This is a genomic window from Polynucleobacter sp. 71A-WALBACH, from assembly GCF_018882365.1.
Lineage (GTDB): Bacteria > Pseudomonadota > Gammaproteobacteria > Burkholderiales > Burkholderiaceae > Polynucleobacter.
In genome coordinates this window covers 431,040-454,252 of record NZ_JACVOP010000001.1, presented here as the reverse complement: position 1 = coordinate 454,252, position 23,213 = coordinate 431,040, and the positions used below count along the sequence as shown (strand labels likewise).

Sequence of the window (23,213 nt, the reverse complement as noted above, 5' to 3'; positions counted from 1 at the left end):
ATGAAAATTGTTTTTGCTGGCACCCCGGAGTTTGCTGCACAGGCAATGCGTGCAATTGAAAGCGCTGGTCATCAAATTGTTTTAGCGCTTACACAACCAGATCGTCGTGCGGGCCGCGGCATGCGTCTTCAAGCCAGCCCCGTAAAAGTATTTGCGCAAGAAAAAAATATTCCAGTCTTGCAACCAGAAACCCTGAAGCGGAGCCATGCGGATTTAGAAACAAGAACTGCGGCACAAGAGGCGCATCAATATTTATCTGATATTGATTTTGATGCAATGGTAGTTGTCGCTTATGGATTAATTCTGCCCCAAGATATTCTTGATCTTGCTTCTCAGAATGGTAGATATGGCTGCTTTAATATTCATGCCTCTTTGTTGCCAAGGTGGCGCGGTGCAGCGCCGATTCAGCGTGCTATAGAGAGCGGTGATGACAGGACGGGTGTGAGCATCATGCAAATGGATGCTGGCTTAGATACTGGCGATACTATTTTGGTGGGCGACCTACAAATTACTTCGCATGAAACTAGCGCATCACTACATGATCGTTTGGCAGTCCTTGGCGCTGAGTTAATGGTGAAGACTCTCGATGAATTGGATAAAGGCGTTGTTATTCTCAGAACACCTCAGCCTAGCGAAGGTATTACCTATGCGGAGAAAATATTAAAGAGTGAAGCCGAGATTGATTGGCAGTTAAGCGCCACTGAAATTGATCGACGTATTCGAGCCTTTAATCCATTCCCGGGATCCACCAGTAGCCTTCATGGCGAGCAACTCAAATTTTGGAATTCCTGCTTACCTAGTAAAGCGACAGAGAACCAAGATGCTATCCCAGGACAAATTGTGGGATTGAGTGGAGATGGCGTATTTGTTCAGTGTGGTGAGGGCGTGATTGAGATCTTAGAAATGCAAAAGCCCGGCGGAAAAAGAATTGCTGCCAGTCTATGTGTTTCTGGTGGTGCAAGTGCAGAGCCTTTAATGAGATTTGAAAAATCCATAAGTAAGCAAGGAGACGCAAATGTTTAATTTAGCGAAAACCGCTATTTTGATGGCAGCAATTACTGCGCTCTTTGTCGTGGTTGGTGGCATGCTGGGCGGTAAACAAGGAATGCTCTTAGCCTTATTGATGGCAGTCGGCATGAACTTTTTTAGTTATTGGTTTTCAGACACGATGGTGCTGAAAATGACCAATGCGCAACAGGTGGATGAACATTCCGCTCCTCAATTCTATGCCCTGGTCAAGGAGTTAGCTAATAAGGCTGGGCTACCTATGCCCAAAGTATTTTTGATTGATGAGGACGCACCAAATGCGTTTGCAACTGGCCGAAATCCTGAGCATGCCTCCGTTGCGGCAACCACTGGCATTCTCAGAATTCTTTCAAGTCGCGAATTGCGTGGCGTCATGGCGCATGAGCTTGCACATGTAAAGCATCGGGATATCTTAATTTCTACTTTGGCTGCAACGATGGCAGGCGCAATTTCTGCATTAGCAAATTTTGCGATGTTCGCTGGCGGTCGAAATTCAGAAGGCCGACAAGGCAATCCGCTGGCATCGTTACTGGCCATGATTTTGGCGCCACTAGCAGCAAGCCTAATTCAGATGAGCGTCTCCCGCGCTCGTGAATATGAGGCAGATCGTGGAGGCGCTGAAATTAGCGCCGATCCTCTGGCGCTAGCGCAAGCCTTACAAAAAATCCATGCTTACTCTCAAGGCACAACATTTCAAGCGATTGAGCGACATCCTGAAGCAGCGCAGATGATGATTATCAATCCCTTGACCGCTGGCGGACTCTCACAACTTTTTTCTACCCATCCCCCAATGGAGGAGCGGGTAGCTCGTTTAATCAGCATGTCTAAAAACGGGGCTTACCCCGGAGCGGAATAATTTGACCGACCAAAAAACACCACGCAGCCTTCCGCTATCAGAGGCGATCACTATTTCTGCGCAAGCAATTGGCGAGGTGATGGTCGGTCGATCACTCACAGAAGTATTGGATCAATTAGATGCCCATGAGCGACCTATTGTTCAAAGCCTCACCTTTGATGCTTTGCGTAAGTGGGTGAGATCTCACGAGTTCATTAAACAATTTATTCCAAAGACACCACCGCCAGAGGTAGAGTATTTATTAAGCGTAGCAATTGCCTTATTTTTGCAAAGCGGAGCCGATGGTAAAGGCTATGCAGCACATACAATCGTCGATCAAGCAGTAAAAGCTTGTAGTGAATATGGGCCGACGATGTACGCCAAGGGCTTGGTGAATGCCGTACTTCGCAAGATTAGTCTTGCGGTTCAGGCTGAGAATGAAAAGCCTTATCCTCCAGACCCTATTCCAATGTTTTTTCCTCCTTGGTGGCGAGCTAGTCTGAAGCGCAATTATTCAAAGTCGTGGCAGGCCATGTTGATTCAGCAAGCCCAACGCGCACCCCTCATTTTGCGTGTCAACGCTCAACAACATACGCGCAAAGAGTATCAAGAGTTATTGCAACAGGCAAGTATCGTCGCTGAGCCTATTAATGGTATTGCTGGGATCGCATTGGATTCTGCTTTGCTATTACGTGAGGCGGTGCCGGTATCAGATTTACCAGGCTTTTATAGTGGCGCGGTTTCTGTTCAAGATGCGGGAGCACAAATTGCGGCAGTATTGCTTGATCCAAAGCCGGGCGAGCGCATTTTGGATGCCTGTGCCGCACCTGGAGGAAAAACCGCCCATTTATTAGAGTTAGCGCAATGCGAGCTGATTGCCTTAGAGTTGGATGGCGAGCGCCTTGGAAAAATTGGTGGCAACTTGGATCGCTTGCGCCTTCAGTCTGATGCTGTTCGAGTAGTGCGTGGCGATGCCTCTAAGGCAGCTTGGTGGGATGGCAAGCCATTCGACAAAATCCTCTTGGACGCGCCTTGCTCAGCATCAGGAATTGTTGCAAGACATCCTGATATTCCCTTCTTGCGTCGCGAGGCAGACATTCAGGCTCTACAACTAAGGCAGCGCGCGATTTTGGAGCAGGCTTGGAAGATGCTTAAGGCTGGTGGCACGCTTTTGTATGTCACTTGCTCCATATTTCCAGAGGAGGGAGAAGAGCAGGCGACGTGGTTTGCGGCAGAGCATGCTGATGCGTTACGATTAAGCGCCCCCGGACAAATTTTGCCCGCCGAGCTAAATGATGGTTTTTACTACGCTTTGTTTAAGAAAAATGGTCCATGAGCCAATGCATTAAACAATTCATTCTGTGTGCTTTGATGTCGCTGAGTCTATTTTCAGCGGCAGTAAGCGCAGAGGGGATCAAGCTTAAATCTGCCGACCTTGAGCGGGTGGATAGTGACTGGCTATTAAATGCCACATTTCAGATTGAATTAACCCCAGGGCTAGAAGATGCAGTTCAAAAAGGCGTCGTTTTGTACTTTCAAACTGAGTTTGACCTTACGCGTTCACGTTGGTACTGGTTTGACGAAAAGCCTGCGCTTGCTCAACGACTAACACGTCTGTCTTATCAGCCAATGACGCAACAATATCGTATCGCCTCTGAGGGCTTTACCTTTTCCGCTAAGACAATGTTTGAGGCATTGCAAGCTGTGGGTAGTATCGGGGGTTGGCGAGTGATTGATAACAACCAAATTGATCCCAGCAAGTCTTACACCGCTGCATTAAGAATGACTCTAGATTTAAGCAAGCTACCAAAACCGTTTCAAGTGAATGCATTAAATAATCGCGACTGGAATGTCACTAGCGATTGGTTGCGTTTTCCATTTTTGCCAAATGGACCCAACATCATTAAACGATGAAGATATCTTTAGACTTCATTGGCTCAAACGCCTTTGAGAAGAGCGCCTGGAAAAGGCGTGCACTGCCTACGGCGATGGCAGTGATTGGTGCCTTTGCGCTTTTATTGTTAGTGCTGCTGTCGATTGCAACGTCAAATACCGAGTTCTTTGATAACTATTTTATTTGGCTGTATGCAGCCAATGTCATTATTGGTATTTGCTTAACCTTGGTCATCTTAACCCTGGTGATTGTGATTGCTATTCGCTGGCGTAAAGGTCGATTTGGTACCCGCCTGGTTGCAAAGCTAGCCATGATTTTTGCTTTAGTTGGTGTTGTCCCAGGACTAATTTTGTACGGCGTTTCTTTACAGTTCGTATCACGCAGTATTGAGACCTGGTTTGATGTCCAAGTAGAGTCAGCACTAGATGCCGGTCTTGAGTTAGGGCGCGTCACTTTGCGCGTTGCACAAGAAGAGATTTTGTCTGAAGGAAATTTCATTGCTGAGCAAATTGTGCAAGTTCCACCAGGTGCGACTACTGAGCAAGTTGGCGCTATGGTGATGAAGGCGCGCAATCAATTTGGTATTCAAGAGGTTAGCCTCTTTAATATTCAACGTAATTTGATTTTGACCAGCGAGTCACGGCCAAAAAAATATTTTCCCGCACCAAGCCCCGATGTCATTGCCGAAGCATTCAAAAAGAAGGGCATCACCTTTATAGATCAAATTGAAATGGGTGATGGGCAACGCGGCTATCGGGTAAGAGCGATTGTGCCGATTGTCCGTAAAAAACACACACCTAATAAATTAGATTCTGGCAAAGAAGTAGACGATAAATATTTTTTGCAATTAGTGCGCTTCATTCCTGGCCCATTGGCTAAAAATATCGTTGCGGTTGAGTCTGCCTATAGTGACTATCAAGAGAAGTCATTGGGTAGGACTGGATTGAGAAAAATGTTTGTAGGTACGCTTACATTAACGCTATTTTTTGCATTATTCGTAGCGGTGACCTTGGCCTTAATTCTTGGCCGTCAGCTGGCTAGGCCTTTATTAATGCTGTTGAAGGGAACGCAGGCTGTTGCTCAGGGAGATTTGTCTCCTAAGCCAGAGCTAGATACAGGTGATGAGTTGGGGATGTTGACCCGTCAATTTAATGTGATGACACGCCAGTTAGCCGATACAAGAACATCCCTCCAGGAGTCAAAATCATTCCTAGAGACGGTGCTGGGTAATTTAACTGCTGGGGTTTGTATTTTTGATAAAAATTTCAATGTGGTTTCTAGTAATGCTGGTGCTGACCGTATCTTTGGGCAAGACTTAACGCGCATGGATGGGCGTCCTTTAAGCGATACCCCAAGCCTTGTTGAGTTTGATGAGGCTATTAAAGAGGGCTTTGCCACGATGAAGCTAGCGGTTGGCGTGGAGAGTGGTCAGCCAGCTCAGGGCAAAAATAAATCGGCGCCAGTATGGCAAAAACAGATTCAACTCCACAGCACAAATGAGTTTGAGAACGAGCTTGGCGTAACCTTATTTATTCGTGGAACCGAGCTGACTGATGATTTACGTATGGTGGTATTTGATGACATTACCGATGTTGTGAGCGCGCAGCGATCCATTGCCTGGAGCGAGGTGGCAAGGCGTCTAGCGCATGAGATTAAGAATCCGCTAACCCCTATACAGCTCTCTGCAGAGAGATTGCAGCATAAGTTGGCTGGCAAGTTGAGTCCAGAGCAGGAAGAAATGATCAATCGCAGTACGGAAACCATCATCGGCCAAGTACAAGCCATGAAAGAAATGGTGAATGATTTTAGGGATTTCGCTAAGACGCCAAGCCCGCAACTGAAATCAGTCTCCATCAATACGTTGACGCAAGAGATCTTGGGTTTATATGAGGGCAGCCCCCTCAAGACTCAGCTTGATCCGCGTTGCCCAAATATTATGGGTGACCCTACGCAGCTCAGACAGATTATTCATAATCTTTTACAGAACGCACAAGATGCTACCCTTGAGGGTAAGCATCAGGCGGAGCCGGTTGAAGTAAAAACAGAATTAGTGCCTTATGGTGAGGTTAATGGTGTGCCACAAAATGCGGTGCGTTTAACAATAAGTGATAGTGGATCAGGGTTTCCAGCTAAGATATTGGCAAGAGCTTTTGAACCATATGTAACAACAAAGAGTAAGGGCACTGGATTGGGATTGGCGGTAGTGAAGAAAATCGTAGATGATCACGGCGCCAAAATTGAAGTCCGGAACCGCATGCAGGGAGATGAAGTGGTCGGTGCGCAAGTATCAATTTTGTTTATGAATCTGGCAAAAGAGGCAGCATAAGAATGGCAAGTATTTTGGTGGTCGACGATGAGATGGGAATCCGAGAGCTTCTCAATGAGATTCTGACGGATGAAGGCCACACTGTTTATGCAGCTGAGAGCGCTATGCAGGCTCGCACAATCCGCGAGCAAATGCGCCCAGACCTCGTCTTACTCGATATCTGGATGCCAGACGTTGACGGCATTACCTTACTAAAAGAGTGGTCCAAGACGGGGCAGCTCACAATGCCCGTAGTGATGATGTCTGGACATGCCACGATTGACACAGCGGTTGAAGCTACACGCATTGGTGCCCTCAATTTTTTAGAAAAGCCCATTGCGCTCCAAAAGTTACTCAAAACAGTCAATAAAGCCCTGGAGAGCTCCCCTAAATACGTTGAGCCTCTTGAAGAGAAGGCATCGTTAGCGCCTTCATCAAGCCCAAGCCCTAAGGCAGCGGTTAGTGAACTAGCCCCGCAAGCTCAGGATGGCGAATACATCAGCGGGATTGCAAAAACCTATTTTGATTTGCCACTTCGTGAGGCAAGGGACTTATTTGAAAAGGCCTATTTTGAGCATCAAATGATCATTATGGGCGGTAGCATGACTAAGATTTCTGAATACACAGGCCTTGAAAGAACCCACCTTTATCGCAAGCTAAAAGCTTTGGGAATCGACACTTCGCGCAACAAGACCGAGCAATAAATTAGTTCGTCATTCGCGGCTGGCAATCTTTTCTCATATTGGCATGTGGGCTTTTTGATGTAGCACACGGTATCGCTATTGCAACGGATAATAGCGCTCATATCATTTCGGAATTATTCCCATGGAAATAAAGGTTAACTTTCTCGATAAGTTGCGTCTTGAAGCCAAGTTCGATGACTTTACGGTGATTGCTGATCAGCCCATCCGATACAAGGGTGACGGCTCAGCCCCAGGGCCTTTTGACTACTTTCTGGCGTCATCAGCCTTATGTGCTGCCTATTTCGTCAAGTTGTATTGCGATACGCGCAATATTTCGACTGAAAACATTCGTCTTTCGCAAAATAATATTGTCGATCCAGAAAACCGTTACCAGCAGATTTTCAAAATTCAGGTTGAACTGCCGGAGGATATCTCCGCCAATGATCGTCAGGGGATCTTGCGCTCCATCGAGCGTTGTACTGTTAAAAAAGTGGTGCAAGCTGGACCTGAATTCATTATTGAAGAGGTCAAGAACTTAGATGCTGATGCGCAGACTTTATTGACCTTGAAGCCGGCCTCAGACGCGAGCACCTACATTGCAGGCAAGGACTTGCCCTTAGAGCAAACTATTGCCAATATGTCAGGCGTGTTGGCCAATCTAGGCATTAAGATTGAAATCGCCTCATGGCGTAACCTGATTCCCAATGTGTGGTCCTTGCATATCCGTGATGCGCATTCACCAATGTGCTTTACAAACGGTAAGGGCTCTACGAAGGAAAGCGCCTTGGCCTCAGCCCTGGGCGAATATATCGAGCGGCTCAGCAATAATCACTTCTATGCTGGCGCATTTTGGGGTGAAGAGATCGCTAATAGCGCTTTTGTTCATTACCCAAATGAGCGCTGGTTTAAACCCGGGCCTAAAGATGCGCTGCCTAAAGAAATCCTTGATGAGTATTGCCTCAATATTTTTAATTCTGATGGCGAGCTCCGTGGTTCTCATCTAGTCGACACCAATTCTGGCAACAGCGAGCGTGGGATTTGTTCCTTGCCATATGTACGTCAGTCAGATGGTGAGACTGTGTATTTTCCGTCTAACCTGATTGAAAATCTCTATGTCAGCAATGGCATGAGTGCTGGCAATACACTAGCTGAAGCACAAGTGCAATGCTTATCAGAGATTTTCGAGCGGGCGGTTAAACGTGAAATTCTTGAAGGTGAAATCGCTTTACCGGATGTGCCACAAGAAGTGCTAGCTAAATATCCCAGCATTCTGGCAGGCATTCAGAGTCTTGAGGAGCAGGGCTTTCCAGTCTTGGTAAAGGATGCGTCATTAGGTGGCATCTACCCAGTCATGTGCGTTACCTTGATGAACCCAAGAACAGGCGGAGTATTTGCATCGTTTGGTGCACATCCAAGTCTAGAGGTGGCGCTGGAGCGAAGTTTGACAGAGTTACTTCAGGGCCGAAGCTTAGAAGGCCTGAACGATTTACCGCCACCCACTTTTGCAAGCGAGGCGGTCACTGAGCCAAATAACTTCGTTGAGCACTTTATTGATTCGAGTGGCATTGTGTCTTGGCGATTCTTTAGCGCAAAATCAGATTACGATTTTGTTGAATGGGATTTTTCTGGCAAGGGTGAAAACTCCAATGCTGAAGAAGTAAAAACCATGTTTGGCATTCTTGAGACTCTGGGTAAAGAAGCTTACGTTGCAGTGTATGACCAGCTGGGCGCGATCGCATGCCGAATCTTGGTGCCAGACTATTCCGAGGTTTATCCAATTGAAGATTTAATTTGGGACAACACTAATAAAGCGCTATTGTTCCGCAGCGATATTTTGAATCTGTCTAACTTAGACGATGCAGGCTTAAGTGCGCTGCTTGAGCGTTTAGAAAATAATGAGTTAGATGAGTATGGTGATATTGCAACATTGATCGGCATTGAGTTTGATGAGAACACGCCCTGGGGTCAGCTAACAGTTTTGGAGTTGAAGCTGCTCATTCATCTTGCCCTAAAGCAATTTGAAGAGGCACAGGAGCTCATCGGCGCCTTTCTTCAATACAACGACAACACCGTCGAGCGCAAATTGTTTTATCAGACTTTAAGTGCAGTATTAGAGACCATCCTAGACGACGAGCTGGAGCTTGATGATTACATAGTCAACTTCCGCCGAATGTTTGGTAACGAGAGAATGGATGCGGTCATGGGCTCAGTAGATGGAAACATCCGCTTTTATGGCCTGACCCCCACGACCATGAAGCTAGAGGGCCTCGACAGGCATCATCGCTTGATTGACAGCTATAGAAAATTACATATTGCTAGAGCTAAAACTACAGTAACCAGTAGCTAGACTCACGGTAAGACCTTTTCCGCAGATTTACAGCGTTTAGCCAAGACTTATCGATAGTTAACCCGTTTTTCAGGGCAGAACGAAGTTTCATTTATAATTCCATCTCTTGGCCTGGTAGCTCAGTCGGTAGAGCAGAGGATTGAAAAGCTAGGATAGAGGACTAAAACAGTTCTGCACATTGGGTCTTAGCTGGTTGTGACCCACCGCCCTACAAGCACCGAATCTATTGGCTCACAGCGGTTTCGAATATTTCCCAAATGGCATCGACAGCGTCTAGTTGGAGAAATATTTTTTCACATATAGAGCCGCAAAGTTTAGCCATAGAACTCTGAATCTTTTGATTAAGCAATAAGAATTTAAATAGATTCAAGCAAGGGATTGTTGTCTAATAAAAGAGTAAGAGCCAAGTGTTAATTTTTTAATCTCTCTTTGGGCGCACTAATGTCTAGAAATCCCTCTCTAATTTCTCATCTTCGAAATTCTTTGGCTCAAGAGCTTCACTCATGGATGAATTTAATTAGAACTGATTGGCACTGGTTATTGCTGCTATGCGTTGGCATAACCGCTTTAATTATTCTCAGCCGCCCTTTGCCGCCAAAGGATGTTTATTTCGCTGTTGGACAAGAAGGCTCAACATTTGAAATGCTTGGAAAAAAGTTTATTCCCTATTTTGAGGCTGAGGGTGTTCACCTTCACTTGGTTAATACCCAGGGCTCCGCAAAAAGTCTTGTCGATCTTGCGGATAAGGGAAACGCTGTTAATGCGGCACTCATGATTGGCGGTGTAGCCGATAGCGGGGCCTATCCAGGATTGAGATCGCTTGGAAGCGTTGAATATGCTCCACTTTGGCTGTTTTATAGGGGGCCAGAATTTCATGGACCAAAGCCATTTGCGTATTTTTCAACCAAACAAGTCTCGGTTGGCCCGAGTGGAAGTGCGGCCGAGATTATCTTGCGAAGGATATTGGCTTTAAGCGGAATTTCCATCGAGGGTCGACCTAATGTGCTCAAAATACCGAACAAAGATGCTATTTCAAGATTGCTGAGTAATGAGATTGATGGAGTGTTCATTATGGATGGATTTAATAGCCCTAATATTCAGGAGCTATTACAACATCCTGACATCCATGTTCTCAATTTTAGTTATGCACCTGCCTATGTAAAAAAATTACCCTACATGAGTGTGGTGACTATTCCTAAGGGCTCTTTAGATCTAAACAAAGCCTACCCCGCTGAAGATATACAGATGTTAGCTTCAACAGTCACCCTCTTAATTGGGAAGGATATGCATCCTGCGGTACAGAGCATTTTCCTTTTAGCCGCGGAAAAAATTTCTAATGAACTAGACCAATTCTTTGCAAAGCCAGAATTTTTTCCAGCTTATGTAGATCATGCAGTTGCAATTAGTCCGATTGCTAAAAGATTTTATGAGGGCGGCAGGATGCCGATGTTGGAGCGACTACCAGTTTGGCTTTCAAGTTACATCGATCGCATGTGGCTTATATTACTAGGGCTATTAGCAGTAATTTATCCAATTTTTAGGTTGTTACCTAGCTATAGAAGTAAGCACTCGCTAATGATTATTGAGGATGGCTATGATGAGATTCAAGAAATTGATCAATTATCTGCGAATACAAATAATCCAGATCTCCTTAGGAAGTTATTGATTAGGTTGGAGCAACTCGATAAAGACACCCGAGATGGGTGGGTATCCTCAGAGGAGAAGAATCGTCTATACACAATGAAGGGTGCACTTAATTTAGTGCGTAACCAAGTCTTATCAAAATTAGAGAAGAATGCTTCTAGCATTAATGAGAACTAATTCTTTGGGTCTTTAGGTGCCATATCCAATAAAACCTCGATAGATAGAGGATGGTTGATTATCCGTTCCATTTAGAACAAAAAAGTTAAGCGTCTGGTTAATAGACGCTTGCTATGTAAAATTATTGCTGATGAGAGATGGCTAGCTTTAATAAACTTGCCGCTCTATTCACTCCGAGCTTATCCATGACATTGGCTCGATGTGCTTCAACTGTTTTGAGTGAAATATTTAAAGTCTCACCAACCTCTCTATTGGTGCACCCTGCAACAATGCACTCTAAAACTTCTCGTTCGCGTTTCGTTAGAGTTTTTAGTTTGGACTGCGCTGCTTGCACTTCTAAATTTTGCTTTTGCTCTAGATAAGCTTTTGACAACATATTCTCTACTAGACTACAAAGTTGATTTTCTTTAAACGGCTTTTCTAAAAAATCTACTGCGCCTTGTTTAATTGCTTGAACAGCTAATTTCACTTCCCCATATCCAGTAACTATCGCAACAGGAAACAGGTGACCATCCTCACGAAGCCTATTTTGAAGTTCAATCCCCGACATGCCTGGCAGTCTCATGTCCAATAAGGCGCAAGCCACTGTTGCGGAATCGGTGCTGGCAAGTGCTTGTAAAAAACGCTCGGCATTTTCATGACAGCTCACCATAAACCCATTTGATTCAAGTAACCAGGATAGCGAATCCCGCGTTGCCCCATCATCATCTACTATATAAACCACGCTAGATTTAACGGGTAATTGATTGGTATTTCTGAGCATGTTGCCTATCTAGGGTTTTAACAGTCATTTCATCATATGCAATTTATTAGCTGTGGATATTAGGTAATCACCCTAAATATGTTGCGTCGCAGCAAATAGGCCTTGTTTTGTCGCCAAAGTGCTCTTAAAATGGTGCATCGCAGCAAAATACAGCTATCTCACTAATAAAGGAAATGCCATGTTTCAGAATCAATTAAATTACCAGATTGCCCAAGCTCAAGCTAAGGCTCTAGAAAACGCTAAACATTTGGCTGAAGTGGCCGCCAAGAGCGCACAAGAATTGGCAGAAATTAATCAAGCTGCCGCTAAAGACGCAATGGTTGTAGCCCAAGAAGCTAGCGCCCAATTGTCCGCCATTAAAGATCCACAACAGTTCGCTAACTTAGGCCAGCAAGAAGCTGCTCAAGAAGTGGCCAAGTATGCTGCCGCTTATCAAGCCAAAGTGGGCAATGTTCTTCGTAACGCCAATAAAGAAGTGGCACAAGTGGTTGAGTCATCCATTGATGATGCTCGTGATGATTTGGTGAAGTTTGTTAAAGAGGCAACTAAAACCGCTCCCGCTGGTTCAGAGGCTTTTGTTTCTGCATTCAAAACAGCCTTTGAAACTTCACTTCAACAGTTTGATCAGGCTCGCGCATCTGCAGCAGATGCAGTCGCTAACTTTGAAAAAACAGTTGAGTCAGCATTAAGCCAGGCTCAAGGTCAGTTTGGTGAGGCGGTTAAAGCTCCTCCAAAGAAGACTCGCGCCAAGTAATTAAGCGTACAAAGTAAGCGTTCACTCATGTTTAAAGAACCAATCAATATGAAAGTATTGGTAGGCTCTTTAGATGAGCAAGTATTACAGGCTCAAGTAAGTATCTTCTTACAGGGCAAGTTTGTCATTAGCAAGTGGTTGCAAACCGCCAATGATGAGGGCGTATTCGAAGAGGCAATTGACTGGTTGATGGGCAATGATGCAGATCGTTACTTTAATAACAATCGACAAAATCTAGCTGTACAGATGATTCGTGATGTTATGCAAAGTTTTGAAATCAGAGATGAGCATGTAGAAGATTCATATGAAGCAGCTCGTATTTGGTTTGGCGTGAGATGAAGGCATATCCTGCTAATTAACGCAGTCATTACAATGAGGCACTCAAATTAATAGAAGTTCGTCAATGAAGCCAGAAGCATTTTTAGAAAAATTAGCAAAAGAAGACTTTCCAGCCCCCGTTTTAGTCGAGCGAGAAGTCGGCGGATTCTTAGACTTACATTCTCATCCTTATGAAGTTCATGCATTGGTGATTGAGGGGCAGATTGACATCACCATTAACGGCATAAAGACTGCCTACTTGGCAGGAGACGCTTTTCATTTACTGCCCAATCAAATCCATACAGAAAATTATGGTGCGAAAGGTGTGAAGTATCTTGCTAGCAGGAAATCAACCACTACCCAAGAGCAATTAAGCGCCCCATCGCTAGACGCCTAACTTCTTCAGGCAGTTTCTACACAAGCACTGACCTTTGATTTACGCTGAAGGATTTGTTCAAGCTCTGCCTTATCTACTGGCACATCAAAACACCAGCATTTCTTATTGCCGCTTATTTGACAGTCGTTTGCCCTTCCGCAGACTGGGCAAATAGTTCCAATATCTTCCGCTCTCATGCCTTGATTCTACGGGGTTGGATAGATAGAGGATACTTAATCCTCTGTTCCAAATGGAACAAATTTATTTGGCGTCTAGTTACGGGACGCCTGTTAGAACTCTGTGGGGGTCATTCCCATTACTTCTTTGAATGCGTGAGCAAATGATGCGGTGCTTGAGAACCCCAAACTCATTGCCACTTGCTTAATTGAGAGCTTTTTGTTTTCTAATAATTCAAGAGCATTCATAATCCTTGCCCTTTGGCGCCATTCTCTAAAACTCATTTTGGTTTCTTTTGTAAAGAGCCTTGTTATCGTTCGGCTTGAGGTACTTGCTTCAAAGCAAAGTTGCTCAAAATCTTTCATTGAATGAATATCACCCAGCATTAATTCAGCCACCTTCTTTGCTCTAGCATCTATTGGCATTGGCAAGAAAGTGCTGGCATCTTCCGCCCCAGTTAATTCAAGTAGCGCAAGCGTCATTAATAAATTAATTTTCTCTTTACTTGCCTTCTGCTGATGCGTTGCCAATATGAGTTCTCGTAACAATGCGCTTATTTCAATGAGATAAACCTGATTGAGTTTTGAATAATTGGTATGTCGCTTTAACCAAGAGGGTTCTATGTAGACACTTCGCATTTCGATGTCGGTAATAACATCCACGCTATGTTCAATGTTTGTCGGTATCCAAACTGCTCTTTGGGGTGGCGCTAAGAATCTGCCAATGGGTGTGGTGACATTGACTAGCCCAGTAGCTACATACAAAAGCTGAGCTTGGGCGTGAGCATGAAGGCCAAGTTGATGCCCTCGCTTATATGAGCGCGGGTGGGTAATGATGTCATTGCCCAATTTTGGCGGTTTGGCGATGTCTTTTGGCATTTTATCGATAGGTTGCCACATTATGATGAGCAAAACAAGGAGATACCCATGAGCCATTCCAAAATCATTTCGTATATGAACATCGCCCATTTCATAGATCACTATGCGATGTTGATCTTTGCCGCCGCCGTGATTGTGATTGCGCCGACTTTTGGAATGACTTATGGAGAGTTGCTCCCTTACGCAACTCCAGGCTTTATTGCTTTTGGCGCAGGCTCATTATTTTCAGGATGGCTTGGCGATAAGTGGAGTCGTCGCAATATGATGGCCATCTTCTTTGTGGGTATGGGTTTGGCATTAGCTGGGATTTCGCTCGTCCAAACACCCATCCAATTAGGTGCGATGTTATTGGCTGTTGGTGTTGTTGCTTCGATTTATCACCCTGTTGGAACCGCGATGCTGGTATCAAACGTAGATAAGCTCGGCAAAGAAATGGGCATCAATGGAATGTGGGGTAATTTCGGTGTTGCCTCATCAGCATTGGTGACAGGGGTTATCAACCAATACTTTGGATGGCGTGCCGCCTTTTGGGTTCCTGGAATTGTTTGTTTAATTATTGGATTTTTGTTTATGCGCGATGTTCCAAGGTCGGCTGATGGTATCTCCAAGAAGTCAGTGGCAGGTACAGCCCGCGTACCTAAATCAGTCATGATCTGGGTGGTAGCCTCTTTAATCATTACGATTATTGCCAGCTCAATTACCTTTAATTCCGTCACCGTTGCTTTACCTAAAATCTTTCAAGAAAGACTGTCGAACCTTACTAGCAACACTGCCGCACTGGGAACGATTACGTTCTTGGTCTACTTGTTTGGCGCTTTATCGCAATACATCATTGGCCATCTACTTGATAGGCATTCATTAAAGAATGTGTTCTTGCCACTGGCCTTGATGATTGTTCCCGCATTATTCATAGCTTCCACAATGACCGACTATGGACTAATACTTTTGGCGATTGTGATTATTGCCGCAGTCTTTGGTCAGGTCACAGTCAATGACACGATGCTTGGAAAGTACACAGTGGATGAGTGGCGAGGTAGAGCGTACTCCGCGAGATACTTCTTGGGCTTTACTGCGGCAGGATTATCTGTTGGTTTGGTATCCATTTTGTATAACCAAGGCGGATTTGATTTAATGCTCAAATCAATTGCGGCATTAAGTTTGTTTACCGTTCTTGGTGCGGTGATTTTTCCTCAAGAAAAGCGGGCATAAGGCAGGCTTAGGCATCCTTGGCCCTGGTCGATTCCGCCCCCGGCCACCAAGAATCTCAATAGCCCACTTGTTGGGCTATTTTCTTTTATGGCTTACCCCTTACTTTTACTGGCTTCATGCGATAAACCTAAATTACCAGTAGAGTACTCAGGTAACTTTAAAAGGAGACCTAAATGAATCGCATTAAGAGCGTATTAATTGCTTTGATCGCTACTGCTACTTTAGCCGCATGTGCGTCGATGACGGGTGGAGCAATCGCGCCATATACCAAAGTGAGTGATGGGATATTGGTAGGTAGTAACAGTATGACTTTATATACCTTTGCCAAAGATACGGCTGGCTCAGGTAAGTCGATGTGTAACGGCCCATGTGCCACTAATTGGCCGCCACTGTTGATTGATGGTAGTCCAACTGTTTCAGGTGACTATTCTGTAATCACCCGTGATGATGGCAAGAAGCAATTGGCATATAAAGGCATGCCCCTGTATTTCTGGGCTAAAGATACCAAGCCAGGAGATAAAACCGGTGATGGCTTCTTAAATGGCGCTTGGAAAATAGTGAAAATGTAATAGTAGTAAAGCAGGATAGGCATCCTGTGCCCTGGTCGATTCCGCCTTGGGCCACCAAGAATCTTAATAGCCCACTTGTTGGGCTATTTTTCTAGGGCCTTTAGTTTTGCTTGTAGATCGGCTGATAGGCTAGCAAACCACTCATTCTCTTTTCCCGATAGGGGAAGGATTTCGCCATATTCAATCATCTGGGCGGGAACGAGATCAACAATGTAAATCCAAATTTGATCTTTGCTTAGACCAGAGCTTTTAATTAAAGCTTCCCTCATTGCTAATATAAGTTTTTCTTTAAGTTCCGGCGGTCTCCCTGCCCGTATTTGTCCATGTAAGAAAATTTGGCTATCTTGGACTGGTTTGCCACCCATAAAATGTTTACCGTTCGGGGTTTCTTGAAATATCACTTGTGCGAAGTAGGTATTCGCACCTGTACACTCGTTGTGAGTCTTTGTAATGGCCTGAGCAATACCCTCCATTTGTGCGGAGTTTAGTTTTGTATTGGAATAAGTCACTGTATAGGTCGGCATTTTTTCTCCAAAAGTGGTTTGATTAAGATTTACTGTATCACTAACTAGGATAGGAATCCTCTGCCCTGGTCGATTCCGCCCCGGGCCACCAAGAAACGCTATTAGGTAGCAGTTACCTAAATCGTTGTAAATCAATAGGTTATTCAGTGCTATGTGATAGCTGTAGCGCAATTATGTAGTTGCCGCTTAATCCTAGTTAAATCAATATGTTATAAATAATGGAACCAATACCGAGCTTAACTACCGTAGGGCAGTTGCTGGTGAGATCAAGGGATCTAAAGTAGTCCTTCCTCCGGGTGATGAAGATGGTCTGGGTCTATGCAGCCGTGAGCCGTTTGAAGAATAGGAATATTAAGTAGCAAAAGGAAACGTGGCCGAGCGGCTGAAGGCACCGGTCTACTAAACCGGCATATTCGTAAGAGTATCGAGGGTTCGAATCCGTCCGTTTCCGCCAGGTGGTATGTAAGTTAATGTTTTTAAATTTGAATCGATATGGGAAATATAAAAATGCAAACTAAATCCAAAAATGAACGCCCAACATTAATTACTGTTGGACAGATGAAGGAGTATCTATCTAACTATGATGATGACTGCAGCCTAGACTTCTCTGGTCTTGATTTTTATAGATTAAAGCAGCGATCTGATAAACAAATTCAAGTTGAATTTAATCAACAGGTTTATAGAGATGCCAATGGTTTGGTCGTGATTGAAAATCTTGAATAATTTTTTAATGCAGCAATTTAGCGAAAGAAATTGATATGACTATCGAAGGACATATTCTCGTCACAAAAGATAAAGACCTAAATTAAGAATGGATCAAAACTGTAAAGGGGCTTAAAAATGAGTGGTGCAATTAGATTTCAATACTTATCAAATGACGCAGAGCGGCCAAGTTCGGGTTATTTAATTACCGATGTGCCAGTAGAGATTAAAGCTGGCATGCCAATCCCAAGAGTTGGTGAGATAGTTAGACATTATCCAGTCAACTCACCATCAGAGGTACAGCAATTTATTGTCTTATCCGTTCACTATGACATATTCAGGAGCAAAGAAAATCATCAAGAGCTTCATAGCTGGCTTGTTACAGTAACCCTTGGAGACATTCCAGAAGACATGGATACTAGACTTTTTGATATTAGAGATTAATTTACTTAAGGAGGGTTAAATGGCTATATATAAAATTAATAGCTGCTTTGGAAGTACTGATAAAGAATTTGCGCGCCATCCAAGCGACTTAGAGAGAGCTTATGAATTGCTAGGAAAATTTATTAAAGATAATATGACATGGGAAGAAGCTAAAGCACTTTTTTCAAAAAGTCTAATTGACGCTGGCGCATCTAAATCTCATTACGATACCGAAATGAAAAGAATTGAATCAATGATAAGACCATGGATTGATTAAAAACCAAAGCCCCTTATGGGGCTTGATTTTAAATATCGAGCATTAAAGGTATTTGATCACCCTTTTTTACAAACGATCTATTCATCATTGTCATAAATTGATCCCACGTATCTGAAGCCCTCATTAACCCCATGACTGAATGTATGTGAGTGGCAAGAGCAGGATGCCCAATATCATCAGTCATCCATTGATGATGTTTTGCTTTTCTATAGCCAGATTCATTTTTAGGGTTTCTATGCTCTAGTTCATCAAGCAGTCCAGGAGCTAGTCTTTCATAGACTAAATCATTGGTGTACCTTCCTACAACACCAGGTTTTCCACCAGATACAGTCGGATAAACCCAGTCTTTTAACCTAAACATTTCCCGATAAAATTCATCAGGAAATCTTTTGGCCCATGCCGCATGCTCTTTTTTCAAATATGCATCTAGCAATGATTGAAGGGCTTTTCTATCCCTTATTTCTTGATAGCCTGTTGCTTCATCAATTAAGGCCGTTATACCAACTTTTGCCAGTGAAAGAACAATAATTTCAGCTTGAGCAGCAAGATGTATTTGGCTTGGTAACAGTGCATTTGCCCTTCTAGCATTCATATACATTCTGCAAATTTCTACAATATCTTCAGCCTCAAATCCGTGAGCTTTTCTTCCATTAATTTCAAATGAAATTGCAGTTTCATCAAATCCTCCCGATTTAAATTTTTCAGGAGCATAGGGCTCTAAATTGGCCGGTGATAAATACCTCCCCAATCCACCTTTTTTATTTCCAGTAAGAAGGCCAACAACTTCACGCTGCCAAACAACACGCCTTCCATCTTCAAGAACTGCGCATGGTATTGAGGCCCCACCAATAACTATATTTCCACTATGAGATGCGCTTATATATCCCGCCCGCTTTAATGCAGCCTTTGTAGCAATCTCTTTTCGTCTTTCGGGGGTCAGAACCGCACTTCTTGCTAGTGCTCCTTTCTGTTTTGATGGGTCTTTTGCTTGCATAATGTCTCCGTAAGTAGTTTACTTGCAAATTATATATGCAAGCAAACATAAAAATCAAATTAAGCATAATAAACACCTGCTCAGGCACTTTTTTATGCCCTCATTCCCCTGACCAGGAAATCATCATGGGCAAGAAAAAAGCCCCCTTAGGAGCCTTCGTCTAAGCAACTTTTGCTATCTTTTGTTGCTTTTGATGCTCGCCTTGGGCTTTTGTTTTACGGCGCTTTGCTTTTCTAAGGGCTCCAGCGCCCCCAATTTAACCAATCAATCTTCCAGTCGCACTTCAATTTGTTCCGCTAAATCTTCAATTTTTGCAACGATGGTAGTTCCGTATTTATGAGTCTTTTCTTGAATAATTCGTGCCATGTACGAATCAGTGCGAAATATATCAACATAAGGGGCGTACAGCGCGTGAAGAGTATCCGCCCAATCACTTGGCTTAGGATTACGAGCAGATGGGCCGACTGACTCCCAGATTGAAGAATGGAGCACTCTTATGCAAGTTGAAAACCCTGGAGCTAGTCTATCGACATCCGATGAAGTACGGTCCTCTAGAGAAATTTCAAATAGTCGAGATGCAAGTTGCTTTGCAAGGTGAGCGACTAATTGATCCTGCTGTTTTAACCACCATAGCTTATCTATAGCTGGAAATAGCGGAGATATGCCTAACTCCGATCCCGTCTCTCTTAATTTTTCAGCGTCTCCTTTGAGAATTAGTGCATCTTCGGAGACTTGCTCAATCATTTCAACAATACTGCTCGAAGAGCCCCGAACCCAGTCGGTGAATGATGATAACTTATTGGAGTGGTTGTAATACCATCGAATCATCCAGCTTGGGTCGCGCAAACTGGCAAGAAATGCTTCTTGAGCTTGAGCGCAAGTGGCTCTTCCTGCTACGTAACCTGCAAGTACCAGAGCATCGTTCTCTCGCATTGGATATTTTTGAAGAAATTCGTCCAAATCAAATTGCCGCTTTTCGAGCATCCCACTCATTACATTTGTTGGCCGTCCATTCTTGAAGAATTGCTTCTTTAGCTTTCTTCGAGTCTCTCGATTATGGCCCTGTTGCCTTGCGCCCACATCAAACTCTCGAATACCTTCAAGCCAAGACACTGGCAAAATATCGACAGCATTCTCAGGGAACCAATCGCCTGTATATGAATAAACGGATCTTAAGTCCGTTTCCAGTATTCCAGCCCTTAAGATTTGCAGTTCTCTTAAAAGGATTTGGTCAAACGAAATAAGAGCCTGCCTCTTGCATAACCTAACCAACAAATCAGCTCTTGCAACCGATGCGCCAGCATACCGACTCTCTAATGGTGCCATTTCACTCAAAATAGTCCCGGAATACCAAAATTCAACAGCACCCGAATCAGCCCATCCAATTAGCTGATCCCTCAATTTACTCAATTGCGGTTTAGATCGCCTCTCATCAGAAAGGATTGAGTAATCGGCACTGTCAAGAAATGCCCGGAGAGGTCGCCGCCCCTCTTGATTGGACTTGAGGCTTAATGAAGAATTTGCGAAATCCTGAGTGGGTGCATTCATAAACTATGGGAACGAAAGCATACGTGGCGATCTATTGTACATTTACCTGAAGCGTTATTAACCCTTGGGTTCAATAGGTTGGCGGGGGATCAAAGGCTTTCTTGGGTGGCGGTGAAAATTTAGAAAAGTCAGCCTGCTCGAATAATTTCCCGTACAAGAATATGTCAGATCTACAGCCAATACTGAAACCGTGTCCCAACAGAAGATGCCTTTTAGTGGGGTCGGGGGATGATTGAAGCGCATCATCGAATGACATTAATTGCATCGCCCTAAATCCAGTTTTACCTAGTCGCCTTCAATATCTACGGCCTTACCCAGCAATTCATTGTGATAAGTCTGCAGGCGATCAAAGTGAGCCTGTATTGCACCAGCAATTTCTTTTGAGTTTTTGACTGCCAAAAAATGCCCCACAATTTGCGTATAGTGCTCCGCTTGTCGTGGCAAGCGTAACGCGGGATCAAGCTTCTCTGCAATTTCCGCATCTGACATTACTTGAACAATTTGCGCTGGCTTTGGAAGCGCCAATTCTTTTTTCGGCTTTTGAGGAACCCTCCCATTCATTAACGCAGACTTTGGATGAAATTCATGGAAGAGCGCATCCTCAAGTGGGGAAATATCATCCCTCTCTGAAACTGGATATGCCCACACAAATGCAATTTCCCATACATCGATTTGCCTATTAGCAATGATGTCTGATCTCGCAGATGTAAGATGTCGATTAACTCTAGAGCGAATTCCGTCTTTTGATTGCCCAACATACATAGGCACACCGTTAAGATCGCAGAGAACGTAGCATCCAATATCGTTTGTGAGTGCGCGCAGCGCCACCTGACGAAATGCTAGATCAATAGCCATTTAATACCCCAATAATTTTAATTACTTCTAGCCTTTTTTGCATTTTTAACCCATTACATTTAATAAATAGTAAGAGATTTAGACACTCGTTGCAGCCGCACTCCAGTTGCTTTTTAGTCGGCTAGTGAATGAGCTATCTTTAGCGGTTTTATCTTCCGCCCCAGCCGCCTTAAACTCATTAAATACCCAAGAAACAACTTTTCCCACCTGTTCATCAGTCATTTTTGACATGTTCAGTTGCGCGATGCGCAGTGCGGGTAGGTTAGCGCTTTGGTTCATAGCCCACCCCAGAACCATTAGCGTGTGAAATTTAAGGTTATTGCGATAAATTCTTGCCTCATCACCTGAAATGCTTTTTAAATGACTCTCTACTTTTTCTAATAGGCGAACAGCAACCCCATACATCTCCAATGGCTGCTGAGTTTTATCACCCGAGAAGATGCGTCTGTAATCAACATCGCTTTTGATGGCAGTCGTTGGTCGTGCGCGCGCAGTATGAGGCTCTTGCACGAGAAGAGAGAGAATAGCTTGGGCCAACCTATCGATACTAATAATTTTATTTGCAGGCTTTCCTTCACGTTTATAGGCATTTTTTCGACGATCATAATAGTAGCCAATTGTTAAAAGAAAATCCTCTAATTCGCGATGGACTTGTTCGGTTGCTCTAAATGATGAGCTATTAAGACTTGTTTGACGATTTGTCGCCCTAATGATTTGATCGCGCTTGGTTATATCTTGCTCAACAATGACACGCACTAGGATAGAGCGCTCATCACTATCCCGAAGTAAATTTGCGAACGCATGAATTTCATGGGATGTCTGCAGGCCATTAACAATCAATGGATTTTTAATTACCAATTGATTATTTATGTAGCTAGCCTCATCGGCAACTATGGTTACGCCATTATTCAGCCACCAAAAATCTAAATCTACTATTGGAGCCCCTAAGGAGGTTGCAATTTCACGATTAACTTCGACTTCACCTTGGTAGGCGCGGACGTTGGCCTCAAATATTCTAGTAATTAAACTTCCACCATCATCTGAAATAAATTTCAGATAATCACGCAATTTAATTAGCCCCACGTATGAGTTGGCCCCGGAAATTGGAGTACCCGTTGTAGTAAGTTTGCTCACTAGAACTTTTTGGAGAGCGGATCGCTCATATAAATTCTGTGAGCCAAGAAACCTAAAATTCACGTTGGTAAATTGCATACCCTTGAGGGTATTTTCTAGAGCAGTTGCTTTTGCTTTAGTGGTTTCATTGGGCTCAATTCCCTTGCAGCAATAAAAAATTCGTATTGATATTTTTGGAAACTTATCAGCAAGCTTATCCATTGCATCAAGAAATCTTCGGGAAATTTCGACCACTTCCTTTTTAAAAAGAGGCTCCAGTTCCTCTTGTTTTTTTGTGTGATCCAGCAAGAGCGGTAAAGATGAGGCGAGTTTATCAACCGGACCCTCCTTAAATGAATCTTGGTTTTTGGATTGTATTAAATACAACTCAAGCTCAACCGGCTCTCGGATGGAGCTAAATTTAAAGTCTTCTGCAACTAAGTTTGTGTTTACAAAAATATATCCCGCATCCACACCGGCATCACGAGAGCCATCTATTAACCCACATTCAATTTCATCACTATTTAGGTCGTAGTTAACCAAGATATTGTCGGCGGAATAATATTCAAATAGAACATCATCAGATAAATCCGCTGGATATTTTTGCTTCTCTTTTTGAAGGATGCTATCAAGAAGGATTGAGCTCATCGGTTTTTGCCCCTGTTTTTATATGCGGCCAGCTTAAGCAGGGGCACATCATTTGAAAATGAAATTTAATTGCAATTAAAGCCTCAGTTTAAACCCCATAAAAGCTAGAAACACCATTGGACGTAGCAAACATGGTTTAGCGGGGGCAATAGATTTTAACAACCATCGCCATTT

Annotated in this window: 24 protein-coding genes and 1 tRNA gene; 17 read left to right on the top strand and 8 right to left on the bottom strand. The window is 43.8% G+C overall.

What is annotated here, in order from left to right; translation table 11 throughout:
* From fmt to ICN42_RS02305, 8 genes are all read left to right on the top strand, one after another.
* Nucleotides 1-1,023, top strand: a complete 1,023-nt coding sequence (fmt, locus tag ICN42_RS02340) for a methionyl-tRNA formyltransferase (protein WP_216250366.1) — start codon at nucleotides 1-3, stop codon at nucleotides 1,021-1,023.
* Nucleotides 1,016-1,882 (top strand): zinc metalloprotease HtpX, encoded by an 867-nt coding sequence (gene htpX / locus ICN42_RS02335; RefSeq protein ID WP_216250362.1) that lies wholly within the window; start codon nucleotides 1,016-1,018, stop codon nucleotides 1,880-1,882. The genes fmt and htpX overlap by 8 nt, the downstream gene beginning before the upstream one ends.
* A gap of 1 nt (nucleotide 1,883) precedes the next feature.
* Nucleotides 1,884-3,197, top strand: coding sequence for a 16S rRNA (cytosine(967)-C(5))-methyltransferase RsmB (rsmB, locus tag ICN42_RS02330; RefSeq protein ID WP_216250359.1), 1,314 nt, complete (start codon nucleotides 1,884-1,886; stop codon nucleotides 3,195-3,197).
* The gene (locus tag ICN42_RS02325; protein WP_255539208.1) at nucleotides 3,194-3,775 is read left to right on the top strand and encodes a DUF4390 domain-containing protein; all 582 of its coding nucleotides are present in this window, start codon (nucleotides 3,194-3,196) and stop codon (nucleotides 3,773-3,775) included. The genes rsmB and ICN42_RS02325 overlap by 4 nt, the downstream gene beginning before the upstream one ends.
* The gene (locus ICN42_RS02320) at nucleotides 3,772-6,081 is read left to right on the top strand and encodes an ATP-binding protein (protein WP_216250356.1); all 2,310 of its coding nucleotides are present in this window, start codon (nucleotides 3,772-3,774) and stop codon (nucleotides 6,079-6,081) included. The genes ICN42_RS02325 and ICN42_RS02320 overlap by 4 nt, the downstream gene beginning before the upstream one ends.
* Nucleotides 6,082-6,083: 2 nt before the next feature.
* Nucleotides 6,084-6,764 carry a response regulator gene (locus ICN42_RS02315; RefSeq protein WP_216250353.1) on the top strand — a complete coding sequence of 227 codons (681 nt, stop codon included), beginning with the start codon at nucleotides 6,084-6,086 and terminating at the stop codon, nucleotides 6,762-6,764.
* A 121-nt stretch (nucleotides 6,765-6,885) separates the two neighbouring features.
* A complete protein-coding gene (locus tag ICN42_RS02310) occupies nucleotides 6,886-9,090 on the top strand; it encodes an OsmC domain/YcaO domain-containing protein (protein ID WP_216250350.1) in 2,205 nt (734 codons plus the stop codon).
* A 507-nt stretch (nucleotides 9,091-9,597) separates the two neighbouring features.
* Nucleotides 9,598-10,911, top strand: coding sequence for a TAXI family TRAP transporter solute-binding subunit (locus ICN42_RS02305; protein ID WP_216250346.1), 1,314 nt, complete (start codon nucleotides 9,598-9,600; stop codon nucleotides 10,909-10,911).
* A gap of 121 nt (nucleotides 10,912-11,032) precedes the next feature.
* Here ICN42_RS02305 and ICN42_RS02300 read toward each other — a convergent pair whose 3' ends face one another.
* Nucleotides 11,033-11,674 carry a response regulator transcription factor gene (locus tag ICN42_RS02300; protein ID WP_216250343.1) on the bottom strand — a complete coding sequence of 214 codons (642 nt, stop codon included), beginning with the start codon at nucleotides 11,672-11,674 and terminating at the stop codon, nucleotides 11,033-11,035.
* A 178-nt stretch (nucleotides 11,675-11,852) separates the two neighbouring features.
* Here ICN42_RS02300 and ICN42_RS02295 point away from each other — a divergent pair, with 178 nt between their 5' ends.
* The 3 genes from ICN42_RS02295 (at nucleotide 11,853) to ICN42_RS02285 (ending at nucleotide 13,143) form a co-directional block, all read left to right on the top strand.
* Complete coding sequence (locus ICN42_RS02295; RefSeq protein ID WP_216250340.1) at nucleotides 11,853-12,428, top strand: phasin family protein; 576 nt, start codon at nucleotides 11,853-11,855, stop codon at nucleotides 12,426-12,428.
* A gap of 27 nt (nucleotides 12,429-12,455) precedes the next feature.
* The gene (locus ICN42_RS02290; RefSeq protein ID WP_216250337.1) at nucleotides 12,456-12,767 is read left to right on the top strand and encodes a hypothetical protein; all 312 of its coding nucleotides are present in this window, start codon (nucleotides 12,456-12,458) and stop codon (nucleotides 12,765-12,767) included.
* A gap of 64 nt (nucleotides 12,768-12,831) precedes the next feature.
* Nucleotides 12,832-13,143 carry a cupin domain-containing protein gene (locus ICN42_RS02285; protein ID WP_216250336.1) on the top strand — a complete coding sequence of 104 codons (312 nt, stop codon included), beginning with the start codon at nucleotides 12,832-12,834 and terminating at the stop codon, nucleotides 13,141-13,143.
* Between the two features lie 5 nt (nucleotides 13,144-13,148).
* Here the strand turns inward: ICN42_RS02285 and ICN42_RS02280 are convergent, their stop codons facing one another.
* Nucleotides 13,149-13,319 carry a cysteine-rich CWC family protein gene (locus ICN42_RS02280; protein ID WP_216250333.1) on the bottom strand — a complete coding sequence of 57 codons (171 nt, stop codon included), beginning with the start codon at nucleotides 13,317-13,319 and terminating at the stop codon, nucleotides 13,149-13,151.
* A 93-nt stretch (nucleotides 13,320-13,412) separates the two neighbouring features.
* On the bottom strand, nucleotides 13,413-14,177 hold the full coding sequence (locus tag ICN42_RS02275) for a helix-turn-helix transcriptional regulator (RefSeq protein ID WP_216250330.1): 765 nt from the start codon (nucleotides 14,175-14,177) through the stop codon (nucleotides 13,413-13,415).
* Between the two features lie 48 nt (nucleotides 14,178-14,225).
* On the opposite strand from ICN42_RS02275, the gene ICN42_RS02270 reads away from it, so the two are divergent.
* Complete coding sequence (locus ICN42_RS02270) at nucleotides 14,226-15,386, top strand: MFS transporter (RefSeq protein ID WP_216250326.1); 1,161 nt, start codon at nucleotides 14,226-14,228, stop codon at nucleotides 15,384-15,386.
* Nucleotides 15,387-15,559: 173 nt separating this feature from the next.
* Nucleotides 15,560-15,955, top strand: a complete 396-nt coding sequence (locus tag ICN42_RS02265; protein WP_216250322.1) for a hypothetical protein — start codon at nucleotides 15,560-15,562, stop codon at nucleotides 15,953-15,955.
* A gap of 83 nt (nucleotides 15,956-16,038) precedes the next feature.
* Here the strand turns inward: ICN42_RS02265 and ICN42_RS02260 are convergent, their stop codons facing one another.
* A complete protein-coding gene (locus ICN42_RS02260; protein ID WP_216250319.1) occupies nucleotides 16,039-16,650 on the bottom strand; it encodes a tautomerase family protein in 612 nt (203 codons plus the stop codon).
* A 193-nt stretch (nucleotides 16,651-16,843) separates the two neighbouring features.
* Here ICN42_RS02260 and ICN42_RS02255 point away from each other — a divergent pair.
* The 4 genes from ICN42_RS02255 (at nucleotide 16,844) to ICN42_RS02240 (ending at nucleotide 17,881) form a co-directional block, all read left to right on the top strand.
* Nucleotides 16,844-16,933 (top strand) — tRNA-Ser (locus ICN42_RS02255).
* A gap of 53 nt (nucleotides 16,934-16,986) precedes the next feature.
* A complete protein-coding gene (locus tag ICN42_RS02250) occupies nucleotides 16,987-17,202 on the top strand; it encodes a hypothetical protein (protein ID WP_216250317.1) in 216 nt (71 codons plus the stop codon).
* A gap of 117 nt (nucleotides 17,203-17,319) precedes the next feature.
* A complete protein-coding gene (locus ICN42_RS02245; protein ID WP_216250314.1) occupies nucleotides 17,320-17,625 on the top strand; it encodes a hypothetical protein in 306 nt (101 codons plus the stop codon).
* 19 nt (nucleotides 17,626-17,644) lie between these two features.
* Nucleotides 17,645-17,881 (top strand): hypothetical protein, encoded by a 237-nt coding sequence (locus ICN42_RS02240; RefSeq protein WP_216250311.1) that lies wholly within the window; start codon nucleotides 17,645-17,647, stop codon nucleotides 17,879-17,881.
* 28 nt (nucleotides 17,882-17,909) lie between these two features.
* Here the strand turns inward: ICN42_RS02240 and ICN42_RS02235 are convergent, their stop codons facing one another.
* The 4 genes from ICN42_RS02235 to ICN42_RS02220 form a co-directional block, all read right to left on the bottom strand.
* Nucleotides 17,910-18,875, bottom strand: a complete 966-nt coding sequence (locus tag ICN42_RS02235; RefSeq protein ID WP_216250308.1) for a P63C domain-containing protein — start codon at nucleotides 18,873-18,875, stop codon at nucleotides 17,910-17,912.
* A gap of 264 nt (nucleotides 18,876-19,139) precedes the next feature.
* On the bottom strand, nucleotides 19,140-20,210 hold the full coding sequence (locus ICN42_RS02230) for a hypothetical protein (RefSeq protein ID WP_216250305.1): 1,071 nt from the start codon (nucleotides 20,208-20,210) through the stop codon (nucleotides 19,140-19,142).
* A gap of 498 nt (nucleotides 20,211-20,708) precedes the next feature.
* A complete protein-coding gene (locus tag ICN42_RS02225) occupies nucleotides 20,709-21,278 on the bottom strand; it encodes a GIY-YIG nuclease family protein (protein WP_216250303.1) in 570 nt (189 codons plus the stop codon).
* Nucleotides 21,279-21,356: 78 nt separating this feature from the next.
* The gene (locus ICN42_RS02220; protein WP_216250299.1) at nucleotides 21,357-23,039 is read right to left on the bottom strand and encodes an AIPR family protein; all 1,683 of its coding nucleotides are present in this window, start codon (nucleotides 23,037-23,039) and stop codon (nucleotides 21,357-21,359) included.
* Nucleotides 23,040-23,213 lie beyond the last annotated feature (174 nt).